Source organism: Burkholderia lata (genome assembly GCF_000012945.1).
In the GTDB taxonomy this organism is placed as follows: Bacteria; Pseudomonadota; Gammaproteobacteria; order Burkholderiales; family Burkholderiaceae; genus Burkholderia; species Burkholderia lata.
Genome location: NC_007511.1, coordinates 1,642,289 through 1,663,474, shown reverse-complemented (window position 1 = coordinate 1,663,474; position 21,186 = coordinate 1,642,289). Strand labels below are relative to the sequence as shown.

Genomic DNA, 21,186 nt, shown 5'->3' with positions numbered 1-21,186 from the left:
GCCCACCGGAGGAGACGACCGGCGGGCGCCTGCGGGCCCCGCCGGCTATGGGAATCGCGGATGGCACCGGCACCTTCGCCCGGGATACCTTCGTGCATTCCCCACGACAGCGCATCGCGCCGCCGCCCACCCGGCGCCCCGACACGCGCGGCAACACGAAGACAACCAAGGGACCACCATGGCGCACCATGCAAGGGAAGCGGAAGTCATCGATACCGGCAGCCTCACCCGGCGCTGGATCACCTATGTCGTCGGCATCTATATCCTCACGCTCGGCATCAGCTTCGCGATCCGTGCCGGCATCGGCATCTCGCCGCAAAGCAGCCTGACCCGGACGATGACGCTCGTCTACCGGCCGCTGAGCCAGGGCACGTACAACTTCATGCTCGAGCTGTTCATGCTGTTCCTGACCTTTCTCGTGCTGCGCAAGGATTTCCGGCCGAAGCACCTCGCGTCGCTGATCCCCGCGTTCGTGCTGGCCAGCTGCCTCGACCTGAACCTGATGCTGACGCGCTCGATCGGCTTCCAGGACTACCTGCCGAAGCTGGGCCTGCTCGCGTTCGCGGATGCGCTGCTCGCGTTCGGCCTGTTCCTGATGATCCGCGCGAACCTGGTGCTGATGCCGATCGACATGTTCGTCAACGCGATCTTCGAGCGCACCGGCTGGCGCTGGGGCGACATCAAGACGAGCTTCGACTGCACGCTGCTGCTCGTCAGCGCGGCGATCGGCCTGGCGTTTCTCGGCAAGCCCGAGTTCATCCGCGAAGGCACGTTCATGAACGCGATCCTCGTCGGCCAGTACATCAAGCTCTATTTCTTCCTGTTCAGGAAGGCCAGGGGCGTGACCGCGTCGCTGCAGCGGCGATCGCTGGAGCACCGCCCCAACTAGCGCCCGCTTGCGGCAACCGGTGTCGCGGCGCAACCGCGGGCACCGGTTCATGCGCGGAGTCCGCGCCTCCCCTTGCACGGCATGGCGACGCCGACGCCTCGTTCGCGGCGTCCGCCTGCGCGCGCCATCAGAAAACACGACAGAGCGAAGAGAACCCATCATGCCGATGAACCGCATTTGCCTCGCCACGCTGAACCGGATCTTCCGCATTGCCGCCCCCGTCGCCGCGCTGACGATCGGCGCTCACGCCCACGCGCAATCGACGGTGCAGCTGTACGGCATCGTCGACGCATGGGCCGGCTACCAGCGCGTGCCCGGCAACCCGGGCGCCGCGCAACTGGGCGGCGGCGGGCTGTCGACGTCGTTCTGGGGCTTCGGCGGCCAGGAGGATCTCGGCGGCGGCTACAAGGCCGTGTTCGCGATCGAAGGCTTCTTCCGCCCGCAGAACGGCCGGTTCGGTTCGTTCGACGGCGACCCGACCTTTTCCCGAAACGCCTACGTCGGGATCGCCTCGCCGTACGGCGCGCTCGCGCTCGGGCGGCAGAGCAGCCTGCTCTACCTGCAATCGGCGAAATTCAATCCGTTCTACGCGTCGTTCACGTTTTCGCCGACGATCGTGCAGCTTTACTCCAGCCTCGGCACCTATCCGGGCTTCCCGACCGACCAGGGGATACCGGGCGGCACGTCGTGGAGCAATGCGATCCAGTATTCGACGCCGGATCTCGGCGGATTGAGCGGCGCGGCCATGTACGCGCTCGGCAACGAGGCGGGCGAGAACGGCGCGAAGAAATTCGCGGCGCAGGCGCAGTTCACGCGCGGCGCGCTCGCGCTCGGGGCCGTCTACCAGTACCTGAACTTCAGCGCCGCGCCCGGCGATCTCGGCAAGCTGCTGAAGGGCTTCAGGAGCCAGACGACCGCGCAGCTCGGCGCGTCGTACGACCTGCGCATCGTGAAGCTGTTCGGCGAATACACGTATGTCGCCAATACGCTCGCGGGCGGCAATTTTCACGTGAACATGCTGCAGGGCGGCGTGACGATTCCCGTCGGCATCGGCCGGATCCTCGCGTCGTATGCGTATTCGCGCGACAACAGCGCGCTCGACCAGGCACGCAGCACCGCATCGATCAGCTACGACTATCCGCTGTCGAAGCGCACCGATGTCTATGCGGGGTACCTGTACGACCACGTGTCGAACCTGTCGACCGGTTGCACCTACGGCGCGGGGATCCGGACGCGGTTCTGACTGCTCCGGTTGCACGGCCTGGCGGCGCCACGCCGATGATCGTTGTCACGGATTGACAGCGACCGGTTTCGCGTGAAAGAAGCGCCAGCCGTCAACCCGGCTTCTTCGTGGCCTGCATGACGGAAATCCAGCCCACCACCGCCGCGGCGACCCAGCAGCACGCGATCATCAGGTCGAGATCCATCCAGCCTTCGAAATTCGTGCTGTTTTCGAAAACGCAGCGCTGATGGCCCCTGACCCACACGCAGCCACTGATGAACTGCTGGATGTGCATATAAACGCTGTAGACGGCAAAAGCCGACGCAATGACTGTGAGCCGCAAACGGACGTTCTTTTTCATGTGACGCAGATGCCGGTGGGAAAGCCTGTGCCGATCTTACGGCAACCGCAACCTGCCCGGCAATCCGTCGCATCCTGGGTCGCCCGGTTGCCCGCGGCTCACCCGTCGATTCGCCGGATCGTCCTCAGGCAGTCAGCCGCCAGCTGCTGATAGATCCGCGTGCCGTTCGCCTTCGCGTCGATCTCCGCGTCGCTCAGCCGCCGCACGACGCGCCCCGGCATGCCCGCGAGCAACACGCCGCGCGGCACGTCGTAGCCGGCCTTCACGAACGCGCACGCGGCGACGATCGTCGTTGCGCCGATCGTCGCGCTGTCCATCACGACCGCATTCATCCCGATCATCGTGTCGGGCTCGAGCGTCGCGCCGTGCACGATCGCGCCGTGGCCGATGTGGCTGTTGACGCCGAGCCGGCACGTCTCGCCGATCCCGACGTGCAGCACGCAGCCGTCCTGCACATTGCTGCCGTCTTCGACGACGATCGCGCCGAAGTCGCCGCGCAGGCTCGCATGCGGGCCGATGTAGCAGCGCGCGCCGATCGTCACGTCGCCGATCACGACCGCGCTCGGATCGACATACGCGGACGGATCGACGCGCGGCCGCATCCCGTTGAATTCGAACAGCGGCATCGGTCAGAGCGCCGCGGCCGCTTCCGGCACGAGCGTGAACAGGTCACCGACGACACCGTAGTCGGCCACGCTGAAGATCGGTGCTTCCGGATCCTTGTTGATCGCGACGATCACCTTCGAATCCTTCATGCCGGCCAGGTGCTGGATCGCACCCGAGATGCCGACCGCGATGTACAGCTGCGGTGCGACGATCTTGCCGGTCTGGCCGACCTGGTAGTCGTTCGGCACGTAGCCGGCGTCGACTGCCGCGCGCGACGCGCCGAGTGCCGCCTGAAGCTTGTCGGCCAGCGGCTCCAGTACCTTCGTGTAGTTCTCGCCGCTGCCCAGGCCGCGGCCGCCCGACACGATGATGTTCGCGCTGGTGAGTTCCGGGCGGTCCAGCTTCGTCACTTCGCGGCTCACGAACTGCGATTTGCCGGTATCGACCGCCGCTTCGATTTTCTCGACCGTTGCGTTGCCGCCTTCCGCTGCTACCGGATCGAAACCCGTCGCACGCACCGTGATGACCTTGACCGGATCGCCCGACTGCACCGTCGCGATCGCGTTGCCCGCGTAGATCGGACGCTCGAACGTATCGGCCGATACCACGGCCGTGATCTCGGATATCTGTGCGACATCCAGCTTCGCGGCGATGCGCGGCGCGATGTTCTTGCCGTAGGCCGTGGCCGGCACGACGATGTGCGAGTAGCCGTGCGCAACGTTCATCACCGTCGCTTCGACGTTCTCGGCCAGACCGTCAGCCAGCTGCGGCGCATCGGCCAGCAGCACCTTCGACACACCCGAGATCTTCGCTGCCGCATCGGCGGCAGCCTGTGCGTCGTGTCCCGCGACGAGCACATGAATGTCGCCGCCGCCAGCGGCATTGAGCGCCTGTGCGGCCGCAACGGCATTCAGCGTCACGGCCTTGATCGACGCGTTGCCGTGTTCCGCAATCACCAGAATCGTCATTTCCTTGCGTTCCCTGTTACAGCACCTTGGCTTCGGTCTTCAGCTTCGCGACCAGCGTCTGCACGTCCGGTACCTTCACGCCGGCCGCGCGCTTCGGCGGCTCGTTCACCTTGAGCACCTTCAGGCGCGGCGTCACGTCCACGCCGAGGTCGCCGGGCTTCACGACTTCCAGCGGCTTCTTCTTCGCCTTCATGATGTTCGGCAGCGTCACGTAACGCGGCTCGTTCAGGCGCAGATCCGTGGTGATGACGGCGGGCAGTTGAAGCGACAGCGTTTCCGCCCCGCCGTCGACTTCACGCGCGACCGTCGCACGGGCGTCGGCCACCACCACCTTCGATGCGAACGTCGCCTGCGGCAAACCCGCCAGCGCAGCCAGCATCTGCCCGGTCTGGTTCGAATCGTCGTCGATCGCCTGCTTGCCGAGGATCACCAGTTGCGGCTGCTCCTTGTCGACCAGCGCCTTCAGCACCTTCGCGACACCGAGCGGCTCGACGCTGTCAGTCGCTTCGACGAGGATCGCGCGATCCGCGCCGATCGCGAGCGCCGTGCGCAGCGTCTCCTGCGCCTGCACGACGCCGACCGACACGGCGACTACTTCGGTCACGACGCCGGCCTCCTTCAACCGCACGGCCTCTTCCACCGCGATCTCGTCGAACGGGTTCATCGACATCTTCACGTTCGCGATGTCGACGCCCGTCCGGTCGGATTTCACGCCGACCTTCACGTTCGCGTCGACCACGCGTTTCACTGCCACGAGCGCTTTCAACTGCCTGTCTCCTGTTCCGTTACGTGCGCCGCGCCGCGTCAGCGCGCGGTAAAGCCGCCGTCGATCACGAGCTCCGCACCCGTCACGTAACGGCCTGCCGGCGACACGAGATACAGGATGCCGGCCGCGATATCGCGCGGGCTGCCGATCTTCGCCATCGGCACGTTGGTCTGCATGTACTCGAACGCACGATCGGGGTCCTGCCCCATCTGGCGGAATGCGTCCTCGAGCATCGGCGTGCGGATATAGCCGGGATGCACCGAGTTCGCGCGGATGTTCTTAGCCGCGTACAGCATCGCGTCGACCTTGGCCATCATCCGTACCGCGGCCTTCGACGCGTGATACGCGGGCACGTCCGGCCCGCCGACGATCCCGTACATCGACGACAGGTTCACGATCGAACCGCCGCCGGCCGCGTCGATATGCGGAATCGCGGCACGCGTGCACAGGAACACGCCGTTGACGTTCACGTCCAGCACGCGCTGCCATTGCGCGAGCGTGAGCTCGTGCGTCGGCACGTTGTGGCCTTCGATGCCCGCGTTGTTCACGAGCACGTCGAGGCGCCCGAAGTGCGCGACGATCTCGCCGAACACGCGCGCCACATCGGCCTCGTGCGTGACGTCGAGCGACCAGAACGCGGCCTGGCCGCCCTGCGCGCGGATTTCCTCGACCAGCGCTTCCGCCGGTTGCGACAGCACGTCGAGAATCGCGACGCTCGCGCCGGCGGCGGCCAGCGTGCGCGCGGTCTCCGCGCCGATGCCGCGCGCACCGCCGGTGATCGCGGCCACCTTGCCGCGCAGGTCGAACAGGTCTTCGATGAGCTTCATGTTGTCTCCATGTATGGGTTCAGACGGGCCGCCCGCATCGAGGCCGGCCGTCAAGGGTATCCGGCGTTATCGCGTATTCCGCGTCGCAAGAAAATCGAGGCATTCCCGATTGAAATAGTCGGCGTGTTCCACCATCACCCAGTGGCCGCACCGGTTCATCAGCACGAAACGCGCATCGCGGCAGCGTTCGAGGAACTTCAGCGCGCCGCCGACCGGATTGAAGCGGTCGTCCGTGCCCCAGAAACCGAGCACCGGCGTACGCAGGTCGCCGAGCGCGTCGGTCAGGTTCGGCACGCTCATCGTCGACAGCACTTCGGTCGGCTGTTCGACGCACACCTTCATCCGCTCGGCGACGAGCGCGTCGGTGACGATCGCCGGGTCGTGCACGAGCAGCGTCAGCAGTTCGCGCATCGTGTCGTCATTCATCTGGCGATTGGTGAACAGCTTCACCATCCGCTGGATGCCTTCCATCCGGAAATAAGTGTCGCGATCCTCGACGCCGCCCGGCGCCATCATGATCAGCCCGTCGACTTCGTCCGGATAGTCGAGCGCGTACTTGAGCGCAATCGCGCCGCCGAGCGAGTTGCCGAGCAGCACCGCCGGCCCGATGCCGAGCGCGTTCAGCTGTGCATGCAGCGCGCCGACGAAGAAATCGAGCGTATAGGCGACGTCGGACGGCTTCGACGACTGCCCGTAACCGGGCAGGTCGACGACGATCGCGCGATAGCCGGCCGCCGCGAACGCGGGCACGTTGTGCTTGAAGTTGCTGAAACCGCTGGCGCCCGGGCCGCTGCCGTGGATGAACACCACGGGCCGGCCTTCGCCCGCCTCGTAGTGGTGCAGGCGCAGGCCGCCCGGCACGTCGGTGAAGATGCCGGCCGGCGGCGTCGTGGGGATCGTCATCGCGGGTTGTCTCCTTCGTCGTTCGATGGATGTCTGCCACGATGATTGCGCCGCCGGCGCCGGCCGGCATCATCCTTTCAGACTACGAAGCCGCGCGCGCTTCTTCCTATCATCGGCCCACCGAAACGGAGGCAACGATGAACGGATTCGACTACAGCGGCAAGACGGTGCTCGTGACAGGTGGCACCAAGGGCATCGGGCGGCGTATCGCCGAACGGTTTCTCGCGGCGGGGGCGCGCGTATTCGTCTGCGGACGCAGCGCGCCCGACACGCCGCCGTCGGCCGCTGGCCGCACGGCGACGTTCGTCGCGGCCGACCTGCGCGACATCGAACAGGTCGACGCGATGCTCGCGACGATCCGCGATGCGGCGGGCGGGCTCGACGTGCTCGTCAACAACGCGGGCGGCTCGCCGTTCGCACTCGCGGCCGATGCGTCGCCGCGCTTCACCGAATCGATCGTGCGGCTGAACCTGATCGCGCCGCTGCAGCTTGCGCAGCGCGTGAACGCGGTCATGCAGCCGCAGCCCGACGGCGGCGTGATGCTGTTCATCGCGAGCGTCAGCGCGTCGCGTCCTTCTCCCGGCACGGCCGCGTACGGCGCCGCGAAAGCGGGCCTCATCAACGCGGTCACGTCGCTCGCGGTCGAGTGGGCGCCGCGCGTGCGCGTGTGCGCGATCAGCCCGAGCCTCGTGCAGACGGAATCGGCCACCGAAGGCCACTACGGCGACGGCGATGCGCTCGACGCGATCCGCGCGACGATTCCCGCCGGACGACTCGCGACCCCCGACGACGTCGCGTCCGCATGCCTGTTCCTCGCCTCGCCGGAAGCGTCGTACACGTCGGGCGCGAACCTGCGGCTCGACGGCGGCGGCGAGCGGCCCGCATTCCTGTCGGCCGCGCAGGCAGCCGCGCGTTGATGCACGCAGGGCAATCGGCTCAGCACGAATCGTTGTCAGTCCTAGGGAAGTCATCTAGTTCATTTTGACGATTCCCTGCTACCGCGATCTCCCTACTCTGCCTCTCACGACAACACACACAGTCGACCGTCGTCGATACCCCCAAGAGGAGACACCATGCATCAACGGATTTCGCGCCGTACCGACAAGCGGGCAACCGCCACGCTGTCGACGCTGGCCGCCGCGCTGCTGACGTGCGCCGTGCCCAGTGCACACGCAGGCAGCACGATCGAGCTGGGCGCCGACACGACGCTGGACTACACGTTCACGCTCAGCTACGGCCTCGGCATGCGCACCCGCGCACCGAGCGGCAATCTCCTCACGCCGGCGAACATCAACGGCGACGACGGCGACCGCAACTTCGCGAAGAACAAGCTGATCGAGAACCAGGTCAGCCTGCTCGGCGAAGTGAACCTGAAGCACGACGACTGGGGTGTGTTCGTGCGCGCCGACACGTTCTACGACCAGGCGTATCACCGTCCGAACTACAACGATGCGCCGGGTACCGTGAACCAGTCGGGGCAGTACAACAACTTCACGAGCGATGCGCGCTACTGGTCGGGCGGCCACACGACGCTGCTCGCCGCGTATGTGTACAACACCTTCAAGATCGGCTCGACGAGCCTGAACGTGAAGGTCGGCGACCAGGTCGTCGCGTGGGGTGAAAGCCTGTTCTTCCCGAACATCGCGGGCGCACAGGGGCCGTCCGACGCGACCAAGTCGTACATGGCCGGCGCCGAGGTGAAGGACATCCTGCTGCCGGTGCCGCAGATCTCGACGCAGTGGCAGATCACGCCGAACTTCAGCCTGCTCGGCTACTACCAGTTCTCGTACCAGCAGAACCGGCTGACCGCGCCCGGCACGTACTGGAGCTATTCCGACGTCACGGGCCCCGGTGCGCAGTACATCATCGGCCCGGGCGGGATGATCATTCCGCGCGGCCCGGACGACAAGCCGAGCGCCCGCAACCAGTGGGGGATCGGCGCGCGCTTCCGCGTACTCGGCGACACCGAGCTCGGCCTGTATCACCTGCACTACAACGACATGAACCCGAGCGTCGTCACGACCTACTTCCCGACGCTCCAGTACCAGCAGACCTACTTCAGCAACATCAAGCTGACCGGCGCGAGCTTCTCGACGCAGGTCGGCCCCGTGAACGTCGCGGGCGAAGTGTCGTACCGCCAGGGCGCGGCGGTGCTCGTCAACACGCCGACGGGCCCGCAGTCGACCCGCGCGAACGTGCTGCAGACGAACCTGTCCGGCATCTACTCGATCGGGCCGAGCTTCCTCGCGAATTCACAGTCGCTGATCGGCGAACTCACGTACGTGCATGCGGGCAGCATCTCGGAGCTCGACGGCTCGACCACGCTCGCGAATTCGCGCAACGCGCTCGCGATGGAGATCGCGTGGACGCTCAGCTACAAGAACGTGTTCAACGGATGGGATCTCGACGTGCCGTTGACCTACACGCACGACCTGACAGGCACGTCGCCGCTCGCCGGCGCGCTCGGCTCGCTGACGGGCCAGGGCGACCACCGCGTGACGGCCGGCGTGACGTTCACGCGCCTGAGCAACCTGCAACTGTCGCTCGTCTACGCGAAGTTCCTCGGCTCGCCGAACCCGGTCACGCGCCCGCTCTCGGATCGAGACTACGTGCTGGCCACGGCGACCTACCACTTCTGAGCGGCCCGGCCGCTCGTTACTTAGCAAGAAGAGGATTGATATGAAACGCATTCATCTCCCCCTCCTGCGCGCGTCGGTGATGGCCGCGTGCGCGGTCGTCGCGACAGCGTCGTTCCCGAAGGTCACGCCGGACGACCTGAAGGCGCTCGACGGCCCGCTGACGCCGATGGGCGCGGTGCGCGCCGCGAGCAAGGACAGCAGCGTGCCCGAGTGGTCGGGCAAGTGGCTCGGCACGCCACCGGACGTGCAGTACAAGCGCGGCAGCCGCTACCCCGATCCGTTCGCGAGCGACAAGCCGGTCGCGACGATCACCGCGGAAAACATGGCGCAGTACGCCGAGCACCTGACCGACGGGCAGAAGGCGATGTTCAAGCGCTACCCGACCTCGTTCAAGATCAACGTCTACCCGAGCCATCGCGACTTCCGCTACGCGGATTCGGTCTACAAGGACATCCGCGCGTACTCGCCGGATTCGACGATGACGGCCGACGCGAACGGCCTCACGAATGCGCCGCCGACGGTGCCTTACCCGATCCCGAAAACCGCTGCCGAGCTGCTGTGGAACCAGCGCTTCTCGTCGGCGATCGGCGCCGAGCAGGCGACCTACGACCAGGCGGTCGTGTACTCGGACGGCAACATCGCGTGGGGCAAGGTGCGCTACGACATCTACTCGCCGCGCAACTCCGGCAAGTTCGACGTGAAAAGCGACCTGAACAACCGCACGTACTACCGCAACGCGACGGAGCTGCCGCTGTCCGACCGCGGCTCGCTGATCGTCGGCTTCACGAACTGGGACAAGGCCGGCGCGGACAACTCGTCGCGCACGTGGATGTACAACCCCGGCACGCGGCGCGTGCGCCAGGCGCCCGAGTACGGCTATGACCAGCCGCAAGGCCCGGGCGGCTTCCGCACCGTCGACGACGACCGCCTGTACAACGGCCCCGGCGACCGCTACGACTGGAAAATCGTCGGCAAGCGCGAGATCTACGTGCCGTACGACAACTACAAGGCGATGGACAGCTCGGTGAAGTACGCGGACCTGCTGACCAAGGGCCACGAGAACCCGTCGTATGTCCGCTACGAGCTGCATCGCGTGTGGGTGCTGCAGGCGACGCTGAAGAGCAACTACCGTCACCAGTATGCGAAGCGCGTGCTGTACATCGACGAGGATTCGTGGATGACGCTGCTCGCCGACAACTACGACGCGCGCGGCCAGCTGTGGCGCACCAACGTCGCGACGACGCTGTACGCGTATGACGCGAAGGTGTTCTACCCGGGCGTCGTGTTCTATCACGACCTGATTTCCGGCGCGTACATGGCCGACCGCCTGACGAACGAAGGCCCGATGCCGAAGCTCGACAACAGCCCGCAGTTCAACGAGGCGTACTTCTCGCCGGACGCGATTCGCAGTTCGGGTAACTAAGCAACCTGTCGACGCGGCTCGCCCGCGACCGACGCGCCGGAGCCTCCGCTCCGGCGCCCGACGCCGCCCGCGACGGCGGCCTTTTCCATTCGATTCATTCGAGATTCGAGGGCCTTTTCATGTCTTCCCGCCTGCATACGACGCTCGGCGACGAACTGTACGCCGCATGGCATGCGCGTGCGCCGGTCGCACCGCTGTCGAGCCGCCCCCGCCGCCTGTCGCTCGACGATGCCTACCGCATCCAGCAGCGTTTCATCGAACGCCGCGTCGAACACGGTGAGGCTGTGGTCGGCAAGAAGATCGGCGTGACGAGCCAGGCCGTGCAGGACATGCTGAACGTGCGCCAGCCCGATTTCGGCATCCTGCTGTCCGGCATGCACTACGCGGCCGGCGAAGCGATCGCCGCCGATTCGCTGATCGCGCCGCGCGCGGAGGGTGAAATTGCCTTCATCCTCGCGCGCGACCTGCGCGGCCCCGGCATCGACCGCACCGACGTGATCGCCGCGACGGCCGCTGTCGCGCCCTGCTTCGAGATCGTCGACTCGCGCATCCGCGACTGGGCGATCCGCATCGAGGACACCGTCGCCGACAACGCGTCGTGCGGCGTGTACGTGCTCGGCGACGCGCGCGTCGATCCGCGCACGCTCGACCTCGCCGCGTGCGAGATGACGATCGAGAAAAACGGCGAGCCCGTCGCACAAGGGCGCGGCGACGCGGCGCTCGGCCACCCTGCCGACGCGGTCGCGTGGCTCGCGAACACGCTCGCCGCGTACGACGTGCCGCTGCTCGCCGGCGAGATCGTGCTGTCCGGCTCGCTCGCGAAACTGATTCCGGTCACGGCCGGCGACGCACTGTCGATGCATATCTCCGGCATCGGCAGTTGCGACGTCCGCTTTATCTAAAGGAAGAATCCTGATGAAGAAAATCAAATGCGCACTGATCGGGCCCGGCAACATCGGCACCGACCTGCTCTACAAGCTGCGCCGCTCGACGGTGCTCGAACCCGTGTGGATGGTCGGCGTCGATCCGGCGTCCGACGGCCTCGCGCGGGCCCGCGAGTTCGGCCTGAAGACGACCGACAAGGGCGTCGACGGGCTGCTGCCGCACGTCGCCGCCGACGAAATCCGCATCGCATTCGACGCGACCTCGGCCTACGTCCACCGCGACAACTCCGACAAGCTCACCGCGCTCGGCGTGAAGATGATCGACCTGACGCCCGCCGCGATCGGGCCGTACTGCGTGCCGCCGGTGAACCTCGACGCGCACCTCGACAGCGCGCAGACGAACGTGAACATGGTGACCTGCGGCGGCCAGGCGACGATCCCGATGGTATACGCGGTCTCACGCGTGCAGCCGGTTGCGTACGGCGAGATCGTCGCGACCGTGTCGTCGCGCTCGGTCGGCCCCGGCACGCGCAAGAACATCGACGAATTCACGCGCACGACGTCCGGCGCGATCGAACAGGTCGGCGGCGCTCGCAAGGGCAAGGCGATCATCGTGATCAACCCGGCCGAGCCGCCGCTGATCATGCGCGACACGATCCATTGCCTGACCGACGGGCCGCCCGACGTCGACGCGATCACCGCGTCCGTGCATGCGATGGTCAAGGAAGTGCAGCGCTACGTGCCCGGCTACACGCTGAAGAACGGCCCGGTGTTCGACGGCAATCGCGTGTCGGTCTTCATGGAAGTCGAAGGGCTCGGCGACTACCTGCCGAAGTACGCGGGCAACCTCGACATCATGACCGCCGCCGCGGCCGCCACGGCCGAGCGTTTCGCCGAACAGATGCTGGCCGCGACGGCCGCTACCGCTTGAGTTGAGGAGCCACGCAATGTCACTTGCAGGCAAGAAGATCACCGTCCACGACATGTCGCTGCGCGACGGGATGCACCCGAAGCGCCACCAGATCACGCTCGACCAGATGCGCAACATCGCGCGCGGGCTCGACGCGGCCGGCGTGCCGCTGATCGAGGTCACGCACGGCGACGGGCTCGGCGGTGCGTCGGTCAACTACGGGTTCCCCGCGCATACCGACGAGGCGTACCTGAGCGCCGTGATTCCGGAGCTGAAGCAGGCGAAGGTGTCGGCGCTGCTGCTGCCGGGCATCGGCACCGTCGAGCACCTGCGCATGGCGCACGAACTCGGCGTCGGCACGATCCGCGTCGCGACGCACTGCACCGAGGCCGACGTATCGGAGCAGCACATCGGCCTCGCACGCACACTCGGGCTCGATACGGTCGGCTTCCTGATGATGGCGCACATGTCGTCGCCGGAGCAGCTCGTCGTGCAGGCGAAGCTGATGGAATCGTACGGCGCGAACTGCATCTACATCACCGATTCGGCCGGCCACATGCTGCCCGACGACGTGACTGCGCGCATCAGCCAGGTGCGCGACGCGCTGAAGCCGGAGACGGAACTCGGCTTCCACGGCCACCACAACCTCGCGATGGGCGTCGCGAACTCGGTCGCGGCGGTGGCCGCCGGCGCGAACCGGATCGACGCGGCCGCGGCCGGCCTCGGCGCCGGCGCCGGCAACACGCCGATGGAAGTGTTCGTCGCGGTGTGCGACCGGATGGGGATCGAGACGGGCGTCGACGTGTTCGCGATCTCGGACGTCGCCGAGGATCTCGTCGTGCCGATCATGGACGCGCCGATCCGCCTCGACCGCGACGCGCTGACGCTCGGCTATGCGGGCGTCTACTCGTCGTTCCTGCTGTTCGCGAAGCGCGCGGAAGCGAAGTACGGGATTCCCGCGCGCGACATCCTCGTCGAGCTGGGCCGGCAACGGCTCGTCGGCGGGCAGGAAGACATGATCGAAGATGCGGCACTGACGATGGTGCGGGCGCGGGAGGTAGTGGCGTAATCGACGTACTCGACGCGGTATCGGGTTGCTCGCCCGATACCGCGTCGATCATGCGGAACGGGGCGCGATGCGCCCCGTTTCTTTTCTGCGTGCGCCGGTTATTGCACCGGCTCCGCCGACGGCATCGCGAACGTCCCTTGCAGCACGCTGCCGGTCGGCTCGTAGGCGCGCGCGAACAGCGTGAACGGCCGGCCGTCGGCCGGCGTCGGCAGCCAGTTCGCTGCCGACGCGCCATCGGGGCGCGCCGCCTGCAGCACGATGTCGATACTGCCGTCCGGATTGACGGCCAGGCCGCGCGTGTGGCTGCTGATCTGGTATCGGCCGATCGGGTTGGCATTCAGGAACTGGCCATCCGGGTCGACCGCGTACAGCGACACCGACCAGAACGCGTTCGACGGAATCCCGCCCGGCGGCAGGCGCAACCGATAGCGGCGGCTGCCGAGCAACGGCTGCGCGTGCGCATCGCGGAACGTGATCCAGTAATTGGCTTCGTCGCGGCTCACGCCGAGAATCCCCATCCCCATCGCCAGGGCGAGCGCACGCAACGGGTAGTCGCGCTGTTCGGTCGTGCCGAGCTTCGAACCCGGCGGGTTGTAGTTGATCCAGCCGTGCGATCCTGCCGCCGCGAGGTAGGTCTTCACGAACTGCTGCTCGAGCGCCGGATAGGCCTCCTTCCACGCCGCGCGGACATCGTCCGGCAGTCGATCCCACGCACATTCGGCACCGCAGATGCCGATGCGGCGATACCGTTCGACCAGCGCACGGTCGTGCGCGGGCGGCGGATCGAGCGCGAGCATCTGGTTCGCGATCGCGACGAAGTTCTGCGCATCGTCGTCGCGCGGCTGAATGCGTGACGGGCCATGCGTGCTCACGTCCGCGGCGGCACGTTCGGGCGTGATGCGGAACCCGTCCTGCACGGCATTGGCGGCCGCGAGATCGGCCGGCCCGTCAACCGCGACACGCAGGTTGACGTACACGTCATTGGCCGGCGCACGAACCAGCCGCACCCCATCCGGAACGGCCCCTTTCCAGCCGGGCCCGACCAGCAGGTAATGCTGCGGCGCGGTGCCTGTCGTGCGGTGCCCCGCATAGAAAAACGTGTTCGAGTAGAAATCGATCAGCGTCAGGACCGTATAGCGCCCGGTCGTGTCGGGCGTATCGATCGTGACCGGGCCGCGCGCGAGATCGATCCAGGCGGTCGAATACAACGCGTCGACGATCGGCGAATTGGCCCACCGGTCGTCGGGCGTGGCGATCTCGCGCGCGTGTGCAAACCGGCTCAACGTCGTGCTGGTACGCGCGCCGGTCGTTTCCAGCGCCGTCCAGCGGTACTGCGACAGCTTGAACAGCGGAAACGCGTAGTCGTAGGCTTCGCGGATCAGCGTGCCGGTTGCCGGCTCGTCCGCGCGCGCGGCCGGCGCGGACAGCACGGCCGACACGGCGACTGCGGTGGCACAAACGATGCGCCTGGTCAGTGGACGACGGGTGAAAGGCGCGTAGCGGGAGAACGGGGCCGAACCAGGCGGCTTGCGGGCGGACAGTGTCATGCGGGTCCTCTGTCGATGGTGACGGGGGCGGGAGTGGCGCATACGCGCCGTGACAGACCCTATCGCCCGCGTATCGGCGCCGAATCGTCCGATCGGATGAACGACTGCCCGGCATGAACCGTGCGCATCGCCCCGCCCGGCTCACCCGATGCAGCGCCTGCTGACACCACGCTGTCAGCAGCCACGGCGCAGCATGAATCGAACGACGTTCAAGGAGCGACCTATCGTGCCGAATTCGGGTCATCTCGCCCCGGCCGCCTGCGCCACCACCGAACGGCGCGGGATGACGCTGCTGACCCTGTGCCTCGCGGTGCTCGTCGCGCAGGTCGACACGGCCGTCGTCAATCTCGCGACGCGTGCGATCGGCGACTATTTCCACGCGGGCGTCGGCGCATTGCAATGGGTCGTCGACAGTTACAACCTCACTTACGCGGTGCTGCTGCTGACCGGCGGGCTGCTCGCCGACCTGCACGGCCGGCGCCGCCTCTTCATCGCGGGCACGGCCCTCTTCACCGTCGCGTCGCTGCTGTGCGCGCTCGCGCCATCGGTATCGGTGCTGATCGCCGCCCGCGCGCTGGCCGGTGTCGGCGCGGCGCTGCTGCTGCCGGCGTCGCTCGCGATCGTGCGCGTGGTGTGGCGCGATCCGGTCGAGCGTGGCCGCGCGCTCGGCATCTGGGCTGCGTGCAACGGCGTGGCGATGGCGATCGGCCCGACGCTCGGCGGCGTGCTGATCCGGCACTTCGGCTGGCGCAGCATCTTCTTCGTCGTCGTGCCGCTGAGCGTCGCCGCGATGCTGCTCGCGATCCCGGCGGTGCCCGAGTCGTCCGATCCGCGCGGCCGGCACATCGACGTCGGTGCGCAAGTCACGGGCGCGCTCGCGCTCGGCGCGCTGGCCTATGCGGCGATCGTGTTCCGCGATTCACCGGCTGCGTGCGCGCTCGCTGGCGGCGTCGCGATCGCTGCGCTCGTGGCATTCGTCGCGATCGAACGGCGTCACGGCGCGGCCGCGCTCGTGCCGCTCGAACTCTTCCGGATCGGCGCGTTTCGCGGCGCGATCGCCGCGACCACCGGCATGACGTTCGGGATGTACGGCGTGCTGTTCCTGCTGCCGCTCTTCTGGCAAGGCGCCGGCCGCCTCGATTCGACCGGCGCGGGCCTCGCGCTGCTGCCGATGGCGCTCGTGTTCGTGTTCGTCTCGCCGTGGTCGGGGCCGTTGTCCGAGCGCATCGGCGCGCGTGCGGCCACAGCCGGCGGTGTCGCCCTGATCGCGAGCGGGCTCGCGATGATCGGCACGTCAGCCGGTTCGTCGAGCCTGCTCGGCGCCGAACTCGGGCTCGCGTTGACGGGGCTCGGCATGGGGATCGCGACGGGCCCGTTGATGACCGTCGCGGTCGGCGCGGTCGACGCCGCGCGGTCGGGCACCGCGAGTGCACTCGTCAATGTCGCGCGCATGACCGGCGCGACGCTCGGCATCGCCGTGCTCGGTACGCTGTTCGCGGCTGCGCACGGCGGTGCGGCCGGCTTGCGCGCGGCGATGTTCGCCGGCGCGGCCGTTCAGTTGACCGGCGCTGCGGTGTCGGCGGTCAGCATGCCGCGTGCGCGGCACGCGGCGTGACGCCATGCGTCCGGTTTGATGCGATGCCGGTATGCGCCGCCGTTGCCGTCAATGATGCTTCCCGCCGTGCCGCTTGCGCCGATGCGCTGCGCGCGCCTGCAGCAGCGACGGCATCAGTTCCTCGATGTATTGCCGCGCCTGCCCGCGCGTCACGATCTCGCTGAAGCGCTGATGGGCCTTGTCATGACCGACCAGCGCCGCATGCGCTTTCTTCAGGATGTGCAGAAACGCGATCAGGCTCGTGCCGTCGCGCACGGGCAATGCATCGCGCGGGTCGAACGTCGGTGTCGTACTCATGATCCGATCCTTTGCGGGCAGTCGGTGCGGCACGTCGCGGTGACGAGTGCCAGCAGGTCGTTCGCGAGACGGTCGCGATCCGTCAGCGGCGCGAAGCCGAACAACCGCTCGAGCGTCGCGGCGACCGATGCATGATCGTACGGCGTATGGTCGACCTGCCCGGCCGCGACCCACGGCGAGATCACGATCGCCGGCACCCGCACGCCGTACACGTCGAACCCGAAGCCGCTCGCGTTCAACGTCGCCGCCGCGCCATCGTTCGGCGGCGGCGCAGCGGCCGGCCTGACCGAATCGTAGAAGCCGCCATGCTCGTCGTAGCAGATCACGAGCAGGCTGTTGTTCCACACCGGCGAATTGCGGATCGCGTTGTACACGCGCGCGGCGAGCTGGTCGCCACCGGCCAGGCCATCCATCGGGTGCTGCGAGCTGCCGTTCTGATAGGTGCCGTGCACGATGTCGCCGTAACCGGGTTCGATGAACGTGTAGCGCGCCGTATAGCCGGCTGCGAGATCGGCCTCGAAATGCGCGAGGTCGTCGATGTCGAAGAAGCTGATGCCCTTCAGCGACGCGACCTGCGGCACGTGGCCGAGCGGGTCGCCCGTCTGGTCCTGGTAGATGCGCCAGTTGTCGTCGCCGAGCGCGGCGAAGATCGACCCCTTTGGATAGGGAAAGCCGTCGAACGCGTCCCATCCGGCCATTTCTTCCTTGGTCGGCGAATGGTCGAGCCCGGCCGACGACGCGCCGTGCAAGAAGAAGCGGTTCGGCCAGGTCGGCCCCGGCATCGACGCATGCCACGCGTCGCACAGCACGAACGCGTTCGCGAGCGCGGACAGCGACGGCGCCTGCGTCGCGATATTGACGCCCTGCATGATCTTGCCCGCATCGGCCGGCTGCGGCGGCGTGCCTTCGGAATGCGAGGTCGCGTAGTTCGACACGAATCCGGTGTTGCCGACCGGCGGATACGGCTGCCCTTTCACGAACGGCACGCCCGCGCCACAGAGCTGCTCGAGCACGTCGGTGAATTCGTGGCACGGATCGGTCGGCATCCGGTCGGGCGCGCCGCCGCCGAACGGATAAACCGCGTCGCCGTACGCGTTGCTGTTGCCCGGCGACGCGGCAACGATGTCGGGGTAGCCCGACAGCGCGAACAGGTGATCGAAGGAACGGTTCTCGAGCATCAGCACGAACACGTGCTGGATGCGGTCCTGAACCGACGGGGATGCGGGGGCTGCGTCTGCACTCATGGCGCCTCCTGGCGTCGCGCGACGAAAGTCCTGCTGGCACGGTCGTTGGCCCGCTGAAAGCCACTGAAGGGATTGAAAGCCACGGTGCGGGCCCGAATTGCCGACGAGTGTACGACCGCGCCGGCCGGCACGTAAAGTCGCACGCGAACCGCGTTGCAGCGCGTGCGTTCAGCTGCCGGCCGACGCGATTTTCAGCGTGACGACATCGCGCCGCGGCGGCGCACCGAACATCCGCGCATATTCGCGGCTGAACTGCGACGCGCTTTCGTAGCCGACGCGATACGCGGCCGTTTCCGCATTTGCCGCGCCCGTCACCATCAGGTGCCGCGCTTCCAGCAGGCGCAACTGCTTCTGGTACTGCAGCGGTGTCATCGACGTCAGCGCCTTGAATTGCCGGTGAAACGCCGACGGGCTCATCTGCGCGACGGCGGCGAGATCCTCGACGCGGATCGCCTCGGCGAACTGGCCGCGCAGCGCATGGATCGCCGCGACGACGCGCTGCGCATGGCCGTTGGCGAACACGACGCGCGAAACTTCGCCGCCGTGCGGCCCGGCGAGCAGCCAGTAGCAGATCTCCCGCTTCACGAGCGGCGCGACGACCGGGATCGCGGCCGGCGTATCGAGCAGCCGCATCATCCGCAGCACGCAATCGGCGAGCGGCCCGCCGAAATCGGTCACGCACACGCCATGACCGATCGCGCCGTGCGGCTGCGGTGGCGGCGTGTCGAGTCGTTCGAGCACTTCACGCATCATTGCGAGATCGAATTCGAGCACGAGGCCGAGGAACGGTTCGCTCTCGCTCGCCTTGACGATCCGGCTCGTCGCCGGCATCTCGACGCTGACGACGAGCGCACGGCCGGGCCCGTAGTCGTAGCGCCGCCCGCCGAACGTCGTCCACTTACCGCCCTGCACGACGACGCACAGCGCCGGTTTCATGATCAGCGGCGCAGGCAGCTTCTCGCGGTTGGAGCGCAGCAGGATCAGCCCGTCGATCGCCGTCGCGACCGGGCTCTCTTCACCCGGCGCACCCGTCAGGCGCGCGACACGTTCGACCAGTTCGTCCGACATGCCCCCACCCTCCGTATCTCGATGTCCGGATGGTACACGCGGCCCCACGCTTCCCGGGGCGGTCGGGCAGGATCAGGCAAGAACGCGGCCGGTTCCGGCATTCAGCCGGGGCGGCCGCCGCCGTACGCTGGGCACTGTTCGTCACCGACTTCGATCAGGAGCCCAGCATGACAGCAGCACAATCCACCCCTTCCACCCCGAAAATCGCCGTCGTCACCGGCGGCAGCCGCGGGCTTGGCCGCAATACGGTGCTCCATCTCGCGCAGCGCGGCGTGCGCTCGATCTTCACCTATCACTCGAATCGTGCCGAGGCCGATCACGTCGTCGCGCTGGCCACCGATGCCGGGCAACCCGCGATCGCGCTGCCGCTCGATACCGGCGATAGCGCCACCTTCGCCCGCTTTGCCGAACAACTCCGCGAGACGCTTTCAGGCTGGGGTGCCGACCGTTTCGACTTCCTCGTCAACAATGCGGGCACATCGCATCACGCGCCGATCGCCGAGACGACCGAAGCCGATCTCGACGCGCTCTATCGCGTGCACTTCAAGGGCGTGTTCTTCCTCACGCAGACGCTGCTGCCGCTGATTCGTGACGGTGGCCGCATCGTGAACGTGTCGTCGGGCCTCACGCGCGTCGCCGTGCCGGGCAGCGCGGCGTACGGGTCGATGAAGGGGGCGGTCGAGGTGCTGACGCGCTATCTGGCCAAGGAGCTCGGCCCACGCCGCATTGCGGTGAACGTCGTCGCGCCGGGCGCGGTGGCCACCGACTTCAGCGGCGGGATGGTGCGCGACAACCCCGAGGTGAACCGGCGGGTCGCGGAGTGGACGGCGCTCGGCCGTGTGGGCGAGCCCGACGACATCGGGCCGATGATCGCGTCGCTGCTGTCGGACGACAACCGCTGGGTCAACGGGCAGCGCATCGAGGTGTCGGGCGGGATGGCGCTCTGAGCGTTGACTTTCGCCGATCGGCCCGATACGATCGATGCACTTTCAAGACGCCCTCCCGGTCCGCCGGGAGGGCGTTTCGTTTTGGTTCCGCCAACCAAAAGGAAACCCCTTGAAATGAACCGTATCGACACCCTCGCCTCCGGCCCGGACAGCGGCCTCGGCTACCTGCAGCACGGCACCGGCCCCGAATGCGTAATGGTCCTGCACGACTGGCTCGGCGACCATACGAACTACACGGCGCTGCTGCCGTATCTCGACGAAGCGGCGTTCACGTACGTGTTCGCCGACCTGCGCGGCTACGGCGAATCCATCCATCTGACCGGCGCCTGCACCGTCGACGAGATCTCGGCCGATTGCCTGGCGCTCGCGGATCGTCTCGGCTGGCAGCGCTTTCACGTAATCGGCCATTCGATGACCGGGATGGCGACGCAACGGCTCGCCGCCGATGCGCCATCGCGCATCAAGACTGCGATCGCCGTGTGCCCGGTATCGGCGGCCGGCAATCGCCTGAACGACGACGCGCGCGCATTCTTCGCGAGCACGGCCGTCGATGACGACGCGTTTCGCCGGCTCGTGCGATTCGTGACAGGGGGATTGTCGGCGCGCTGGGCTGATGTGAAGCTGCGGCAGAACCGCGAGCGCGTGGCACCGGACTGCCGGCTCGCGTATCTCGACATGCTGACTCAGACGGATTTCGTCGACGACATCCGCGGGCTCGACACCCGCTTCCTGGTGATCGTCGGCGACAAGGATCCGGGGCTCGACGCAGCAGCAATGCAGGCGACGTTCCTCGCGTGGCATCCGAACGCGCGGCTCGTGACAATACCGAATTGCGGCCATTACCCGATGCAGGAATGTTCGCCGTATTTCGCGATGACCGTCGAGGATTTCCTGCGGGACGCGGCCGTCTGAGCGTCATGCACGCGCGGCGGCCGGTAAAGGCGGTGTTGGCCGCCGCGGCATGACGATGCCGCCGGCGACCGGTGAACGGCACGCGATGT

Annotated in this window: 21 protein-coding genes; 11 read left to right on the top strand and 10 right to left on the bottom strand. The window is 67.3% G+C overall.

What is annotated here, in order from left to right; all coding sequences use genetic code 11:
- The first annotated feature begins 178 nt into the window (after nt 1–178).
- A complete protein-coding gene (locus BCEP18194_RS30120; RefSeq protein ID WP_011355073.1) occupies nt 179–889 on the top strand; it encodes a YczE/YyaS/YitT family protein in 711 nt (236 codons plus the stop codon).
- 160 nt (nt 890–1,049) lie between these two features.
- The gene (locus BCEP18194_RS30115; protein WP_011355072.1) at nt 1,050–2,132 is read left to right on the top strand and encodes a porin; all 1,083 of its coding nucleotides are present in this window, start codon (nt 1,050–1,052) and stop codon (nt 2,130–2,132) included.
- A 91-nt stretch (nt 2,133–2,223) separates the two neighbouring features.
- On the opposite strand, the gene BCEP18194_RS30110 is transcribed toward BCEP18194_RS30115, so the two are convergent.
- From BCEP18194_RS30110 to BCEP18194_RS30085, 6 genes are all read right to left on the bottom strand, one after another.
- Nucleotides 2,224–2,472, bottom strand: a complete 249-nt coding sequence (locus BCEP18194_RS30110; RefSeq protein ID WP_011355071.1) for a hypothetical protein — start codon at nt 2,470–2,472, stop codon at nt 2,224–2,226.
- Nucleotides 2,473–2,570: 98 nt separating this feature from the next.
- Nucleotides 2,571–3,098 (bottom strand): transferase hexapeptide repeat family protein, encoded by a 528-nt coding sequence (locus BCEP18194_RS30105; RefSeq protein WP_011355070.1) that lies wholly within the window; start codon nt 3,096–3,098, stop codon nt 2,571–2,573.
- Nucleotides 3,099–3,101: 3 nt separating this feature from the next.
- Entirely contained in the window at nt 3,102–4,046 is a 945-nt protein-coding gene (locus BCEP18194_RS30100) for an electron transfer flavoprotein subunit alpha/FixB family protein (protein ID WP_011355069.1), read from the bottom strand.
- A 16-nt stretch (nt 4,047–4,062) separates the two neighbouring features.
- Nucleotides 4,063–4,812, bottom strand: coding sequence for an electron transfer flavoprotein subunit beta/FixA family protein (locus BCEP18194_RS30095; RefSeq protein ID WP_011355068.1), 750 nt, complete (start codon nt 4,810–4,812; stop codon nt 4,063–4,065).
- A 38-nt stretch (nt 4,813–4,850) separates the two neighbouring features.
- Nucleotides 4,851–5,639, bottom strand: coding sequence for an SDR family NAD(P)-dependent oxidoreductase (locus BCEP18194_RS30090; RefSeq protein ID WP_011355067.1), 789 nt, complete (start codon nt 5,637–5,639; stop codon nt 4,851–4,853).
- A gap of 66 nt (nt 5,640–5,705) precedes the next feature.
- Nucleotides 5,706–6,542, bottom strand: coding sequence for an alpha/beta fold hydrolase (locus BCEP18194_RS30085; protein WP_011355066.1), 837 nt, complete (start codon nt 6,540–6,542; stop codon nt 5,706–5,708).
- 137 nt (nt 6,543–6,679) lie between these two features.
- Here BCEP18194_RS30085 and BCEP18194_RS30080 point away from each other — a divergent pair, with 137 nt between their 5' ends.
- The 6 genes from BCEP18194_RS30080 to dmpG all read left to right on the top strand — a co-directional run bounded on the left by BCEP18194_RS30080 (nt 6,680) and on the right by dmpG (nt 13,467).
- On the top strand, nt 6,680–7,459 hold the full coding sequence (locus BCEP18194_RS30080; RefSeq protein ID WP_011355065.1) for an SDR family oxidoreductase: 780 nt from the start codon (nt 6,680–6,682) through the stop codon (nt 7,457–7,459).
- A gap of 156 nt (nt 7,460–7,615) precedes the next feature.
- A complete protein-coding gene (locus tag BCEP18194_RS30075; protein WP_011355064.1) occupies nt 7,616–9,181 on the top strand; it encodes a DUF1302 domain-containing protein in 1,566 nt (521 codons plus the stop codon).
- 40 nt (nt 9,182–9,221) lie between these two features.
- Complete coding sequence (locus BCEP18194_RS30070; RefSeq protein WP_011355063.1) at nt 9,222–10,604, top strand: DUF1329 domain-containing protein; 1,383 nt, start codon at nt 9,222–9,224, stop codon at nt 10,602–10,604.
- 119 nt (nt 10,605–10,723) lie between these two features.
- On the top strand, nt 10,724–11,506 hold the full coding sequence (dmpE, locus tag BCEP18194_RS30065; RefSeq protein WP_011355062.1) for a 2-oxopent-4-enoate hydratase: 783 nt from the start codon (nt 10,724–10,726) through the stop codon (nt 11,504–11,506).
- A 13-nt stretch (nt 11,507–11,519) separates the two neighbouring features.
- A complete protein-coding gene (locus tag BCEP18194_RS30060; RefSeq protein WP_011355061.1) occupies nt 11,520–12,419 on the top strand; it encodes an acetaldehyde dehydrogenase (acetylating) in 900 nt (299 codons plus the stop codon).
- 16 nt (nt 12,420–12,435) lie between these two features.
- Nucleotides 12,436–13,467, top strand: a complete 1,032-nt coding sequence (dmpG, locus tag BCEP18194_RS30055; RefSeq protein ID WP_011355060.1) for a 4-hydroxy-2-oxovalerate aldolase — start codon at nt 12,436–12,438, stop codon at nt 13,465–13,467.
- A gap of 98 nt (nt 13,468–13,565) precedes the next feature.
- Here the strand turns inward: dmpG and BCEP18194_RS30050 are convergent, their stop codons facing one another.
- The gene (locus tag BCEP18194_RS30050; protein WP_244273110.1) at nt 13,566–14,906 is read right to left on the bottom strand and encodes a DUF1254 domain-containing protein; all 1,341 of its coding nucleotides are present in this window, start codon (nt 14,904–14,906) and stop codon (nt 13,566–13,568) included.
- A gap of 301 nt (nt 14,907–15,207) precedes the next feature.
- Between BCEP18194_RS30050 and BCEP18194_RS30045 the strand changes: the two genes are divergently transcribed.
- Nucleotides 15,208–16,629, top strand: a complete 1,422-nt coding sequence (locus BCEP18194_RS30045; protein ID WP_050781667.1) for an MFS transporter — start codon at nt 15,208–15,210, stop codon at nt 16,627–16,629.
- A gap of 48 nt (nt 16,630–16,677) precedes the next feature.
- Here the strand turns inward: BCEP18194_RS30045 and BCEP18194_RS30040 are convergent, their stop codons facing one another.
- The 3 genes from BCEP18194_RS30040 to BCEP18194_RS30030 all read right to left on the bottom strand — a co-directional run bounded on the left by BCEP18194_RS30040 (nt 16,678) and on the right by BCEP18194_RS30030 (nt 19,238).
- A complete protein-coding gene (locus BCEP18194_RS30040; protein ID WP_041493283.1) occupies nt 16,678–16,926 on the bottom strand; it encodes a hypothetical protein in 249 nt (82 codons plus the stop codon).
- The gene (locus tag BCEP18194_RS30035) at nt 16,923–18,170 is read right to left on the bottom strand and encodes an alkaline phosphatase family protein (RefSeq protein WP_011355057.1); all 1,248 of its coding nucleotides are present in this window, start codon (nt 18,168–18,170) and stop codon (nt 16,923–16,925) included. Before BCEP18194_RS30035 ends, BCEP18194_RS30040 begins: the two co-directional genes overlap by 4 nt.
- Before the next feature lie 168 nt (nt 18,171–18,338).
- Nucleotides 18,339–19,238 carry an AraC family transcriptional regulator gene (locus BCEP18194_RS30030; RefSeq protein ID WP_011355056.1) on the bottom strand — a complete coding sequence of 300 codons (900 nt, stop codon included), beginning with the start codon at nt 19,236–19,238 and terminating at the stop codon, nt 18,339–18,341.
- Nucleotides 19,239–19,405: 167 nt separating this feature from the next.
- Here BCEP18194_RS30030 and BCEP18194_RS30025 point away from each other — a divergent pair, with 167 nt between their 5' ends.
- On the top strand, nt 19,406–20,185 hold the full coding sequence (locus tag BCEP18194_RS30025; RefSeq protein ID WP_011355055.1) for an SDR family NAD(P)-dependent oxidoreductase: 780 nt from the start codon (nt 19,406–19,408) through the stop codon (nt 20,183–20,185).
- Nucleotides 20,186–20,299: 114 nt separating this feature from the next.
- Nucleotides 20,300–21,097, top strand: a complete 798-nt coding sequence (locus BCEP18194_RS30020) for an alpha/beta fold hydrolase (RefSeq protein WP_011355054.1) — start codon at nt 20,300–20,302, stop codon at nt 21,095–21,097.
- The last annotated feature ends 89 nt before the right edge of the window (nt 21,098–21,186 follow it).

What these genes read in the sequence shown, in the direction of transcription:
- BCEP18194_RS30115 (WP_011355072.1), top strand. Translation starts at nt 1,050, where the DNA reads ATGCCGATGAACCGCATTTGCCTCGCCACGCTGAACCGGATCTTCCGC.
- BCEP18194_RS30080 (WP_011355065.1), top strand. Translation starts at nt 6,680, where the DNA reads ATGAACGGATTCGACTACAGCGGCAAGACGGTGCTCGTGACAGGTGGC.
- BCEP18194_RS30070 (WP_011355063.1), top strand. Translation starts at nt 9,222, where the DNA reads ATGAAACGCATTCATCTCCCCCTCCTGCGCGCGTCGGTGATGGCCGCG.
- BCEP18194_RS30020 (WP_011355054.1), top strand. Translation starts at nt 20,300, where the DNA reads ATGAACCGTATCGACACCCTCGCCTCCGGCCCGGACAGCGGCCTCGGC.
- BCEP18194_RS30030 (WP_011355056.1), bottom strand. Translation starts at nt 19,238, where the DNA reads ATGTCGGACGAACTGGTCGAACGTGTCGCGCGCCTGACGGGTGCGCCG.
- BCEP18194_RS30060 (WP_011355061.1), top strand. Translation starts at nt 11,520, where the DNA reads ATGAAGAAAATCAAATGCGCACTGATCGGGCCCGGCAACATCGGCACC.
- BCEP18194_RS30045 (WP_050781667.1), top strand. Translation starts at nt 15,208, where the DNA reads ATGAATCGAACGACGTTCAAGGAGCGACCTATCGTGCCGAATTCGGGT.
- BCEP18194_RS30110 (WP_011355071.1), bottom strand. Translation starts at nt 2,472, where the DNA reads ATGAAAAAGAACGTCCGTTTGCGGCTCACAGTCATTGCGTCGGCTTTT.
- BCEP18194_RS30075 (WP_011355064.1), top strand. Translation starts at nt 7,616, where the DNA reads ATGCATCAACGGATTTCGCGCCGTACCGACAAGCGGGCAACCGCCACG.
- BCEP18194_RS30120 (WP_011355073.1), top strand. Translation starts at nt 179, where the DNA reads ATGGCGCACCATGCAAGGGAAGCGGAAGTCATCGATACCGGCAGCCTC.
- BCEP18194_RS30090 (WP_011355067.1), bottom strand. Translation starts at nt 5,639, where the DNA reads ATGAAGCTCATCGAAGACCTGTTCGACCTGCGCGGCAAGGTGGCCGCG.
- BCEP18194_RS30040 (WP_041493283.1), bottom strand. Translation starts at nt 16,926, where the DNA reads ATGAGTACGACACCGACGTTCGACCCGCGCGATGCATTGCCCGTGCGC.
- BCEP18194_RS30025 (WP_011355055.1), top strand. Translation starts at nt 19,406, where the DNA reads ATGACAGCAGCACAATCCACCCCTTCCACCCCGAAAATCGCCGTCGTC.
- BCEP18194_RS30100 (WP_011355069.1), bottom strand. Translation starts at nt 4,046, where the DNA reads ATGACGATTCTGGTGATTGCGGAACACGGCAACGCGTCGATCAAGGCC.
- BCEP18194_RS30085 (WP_011355066.1), bottom strand. Translation starts at nt 6,542, where the DNA reads ATGACGATCCCCACGACGCCGCCGGCCGGCATCTTCACCGACGTGCCG.
- dmpE (WP_011355062.1), top strand. Translation starts at nt 10,724, where the DNA reads ATGTCTTCCCGCCTGCATACGACGCTCGGCGACGAACTGTACGCCGCA.
- BCEP18194_RS30035 (WP_011355057.1), bottom strand. Translation starts at nt 18,170, where the DNA reads ATGAGTGCAGACGCAGCCCCCGCATCCCCGTCGGTTCAGGACCGCATC.
- dmpG (WP_011355060.1), top strand. Translation starts at nt 12,436, where the DNA reads ATGTCACTTGCAGGCAAGAAGATCACCGTCCACGACATGTCGCTGCGC.
- BCEP18194_RS30105 (WP_011355070.1), bottom strand. Translation starts at nt 3,098, where the DNA reads ATGCCGCTGTTCGAATTCAACGGGATGCGGCCGCGCGTCGATCCGTCC.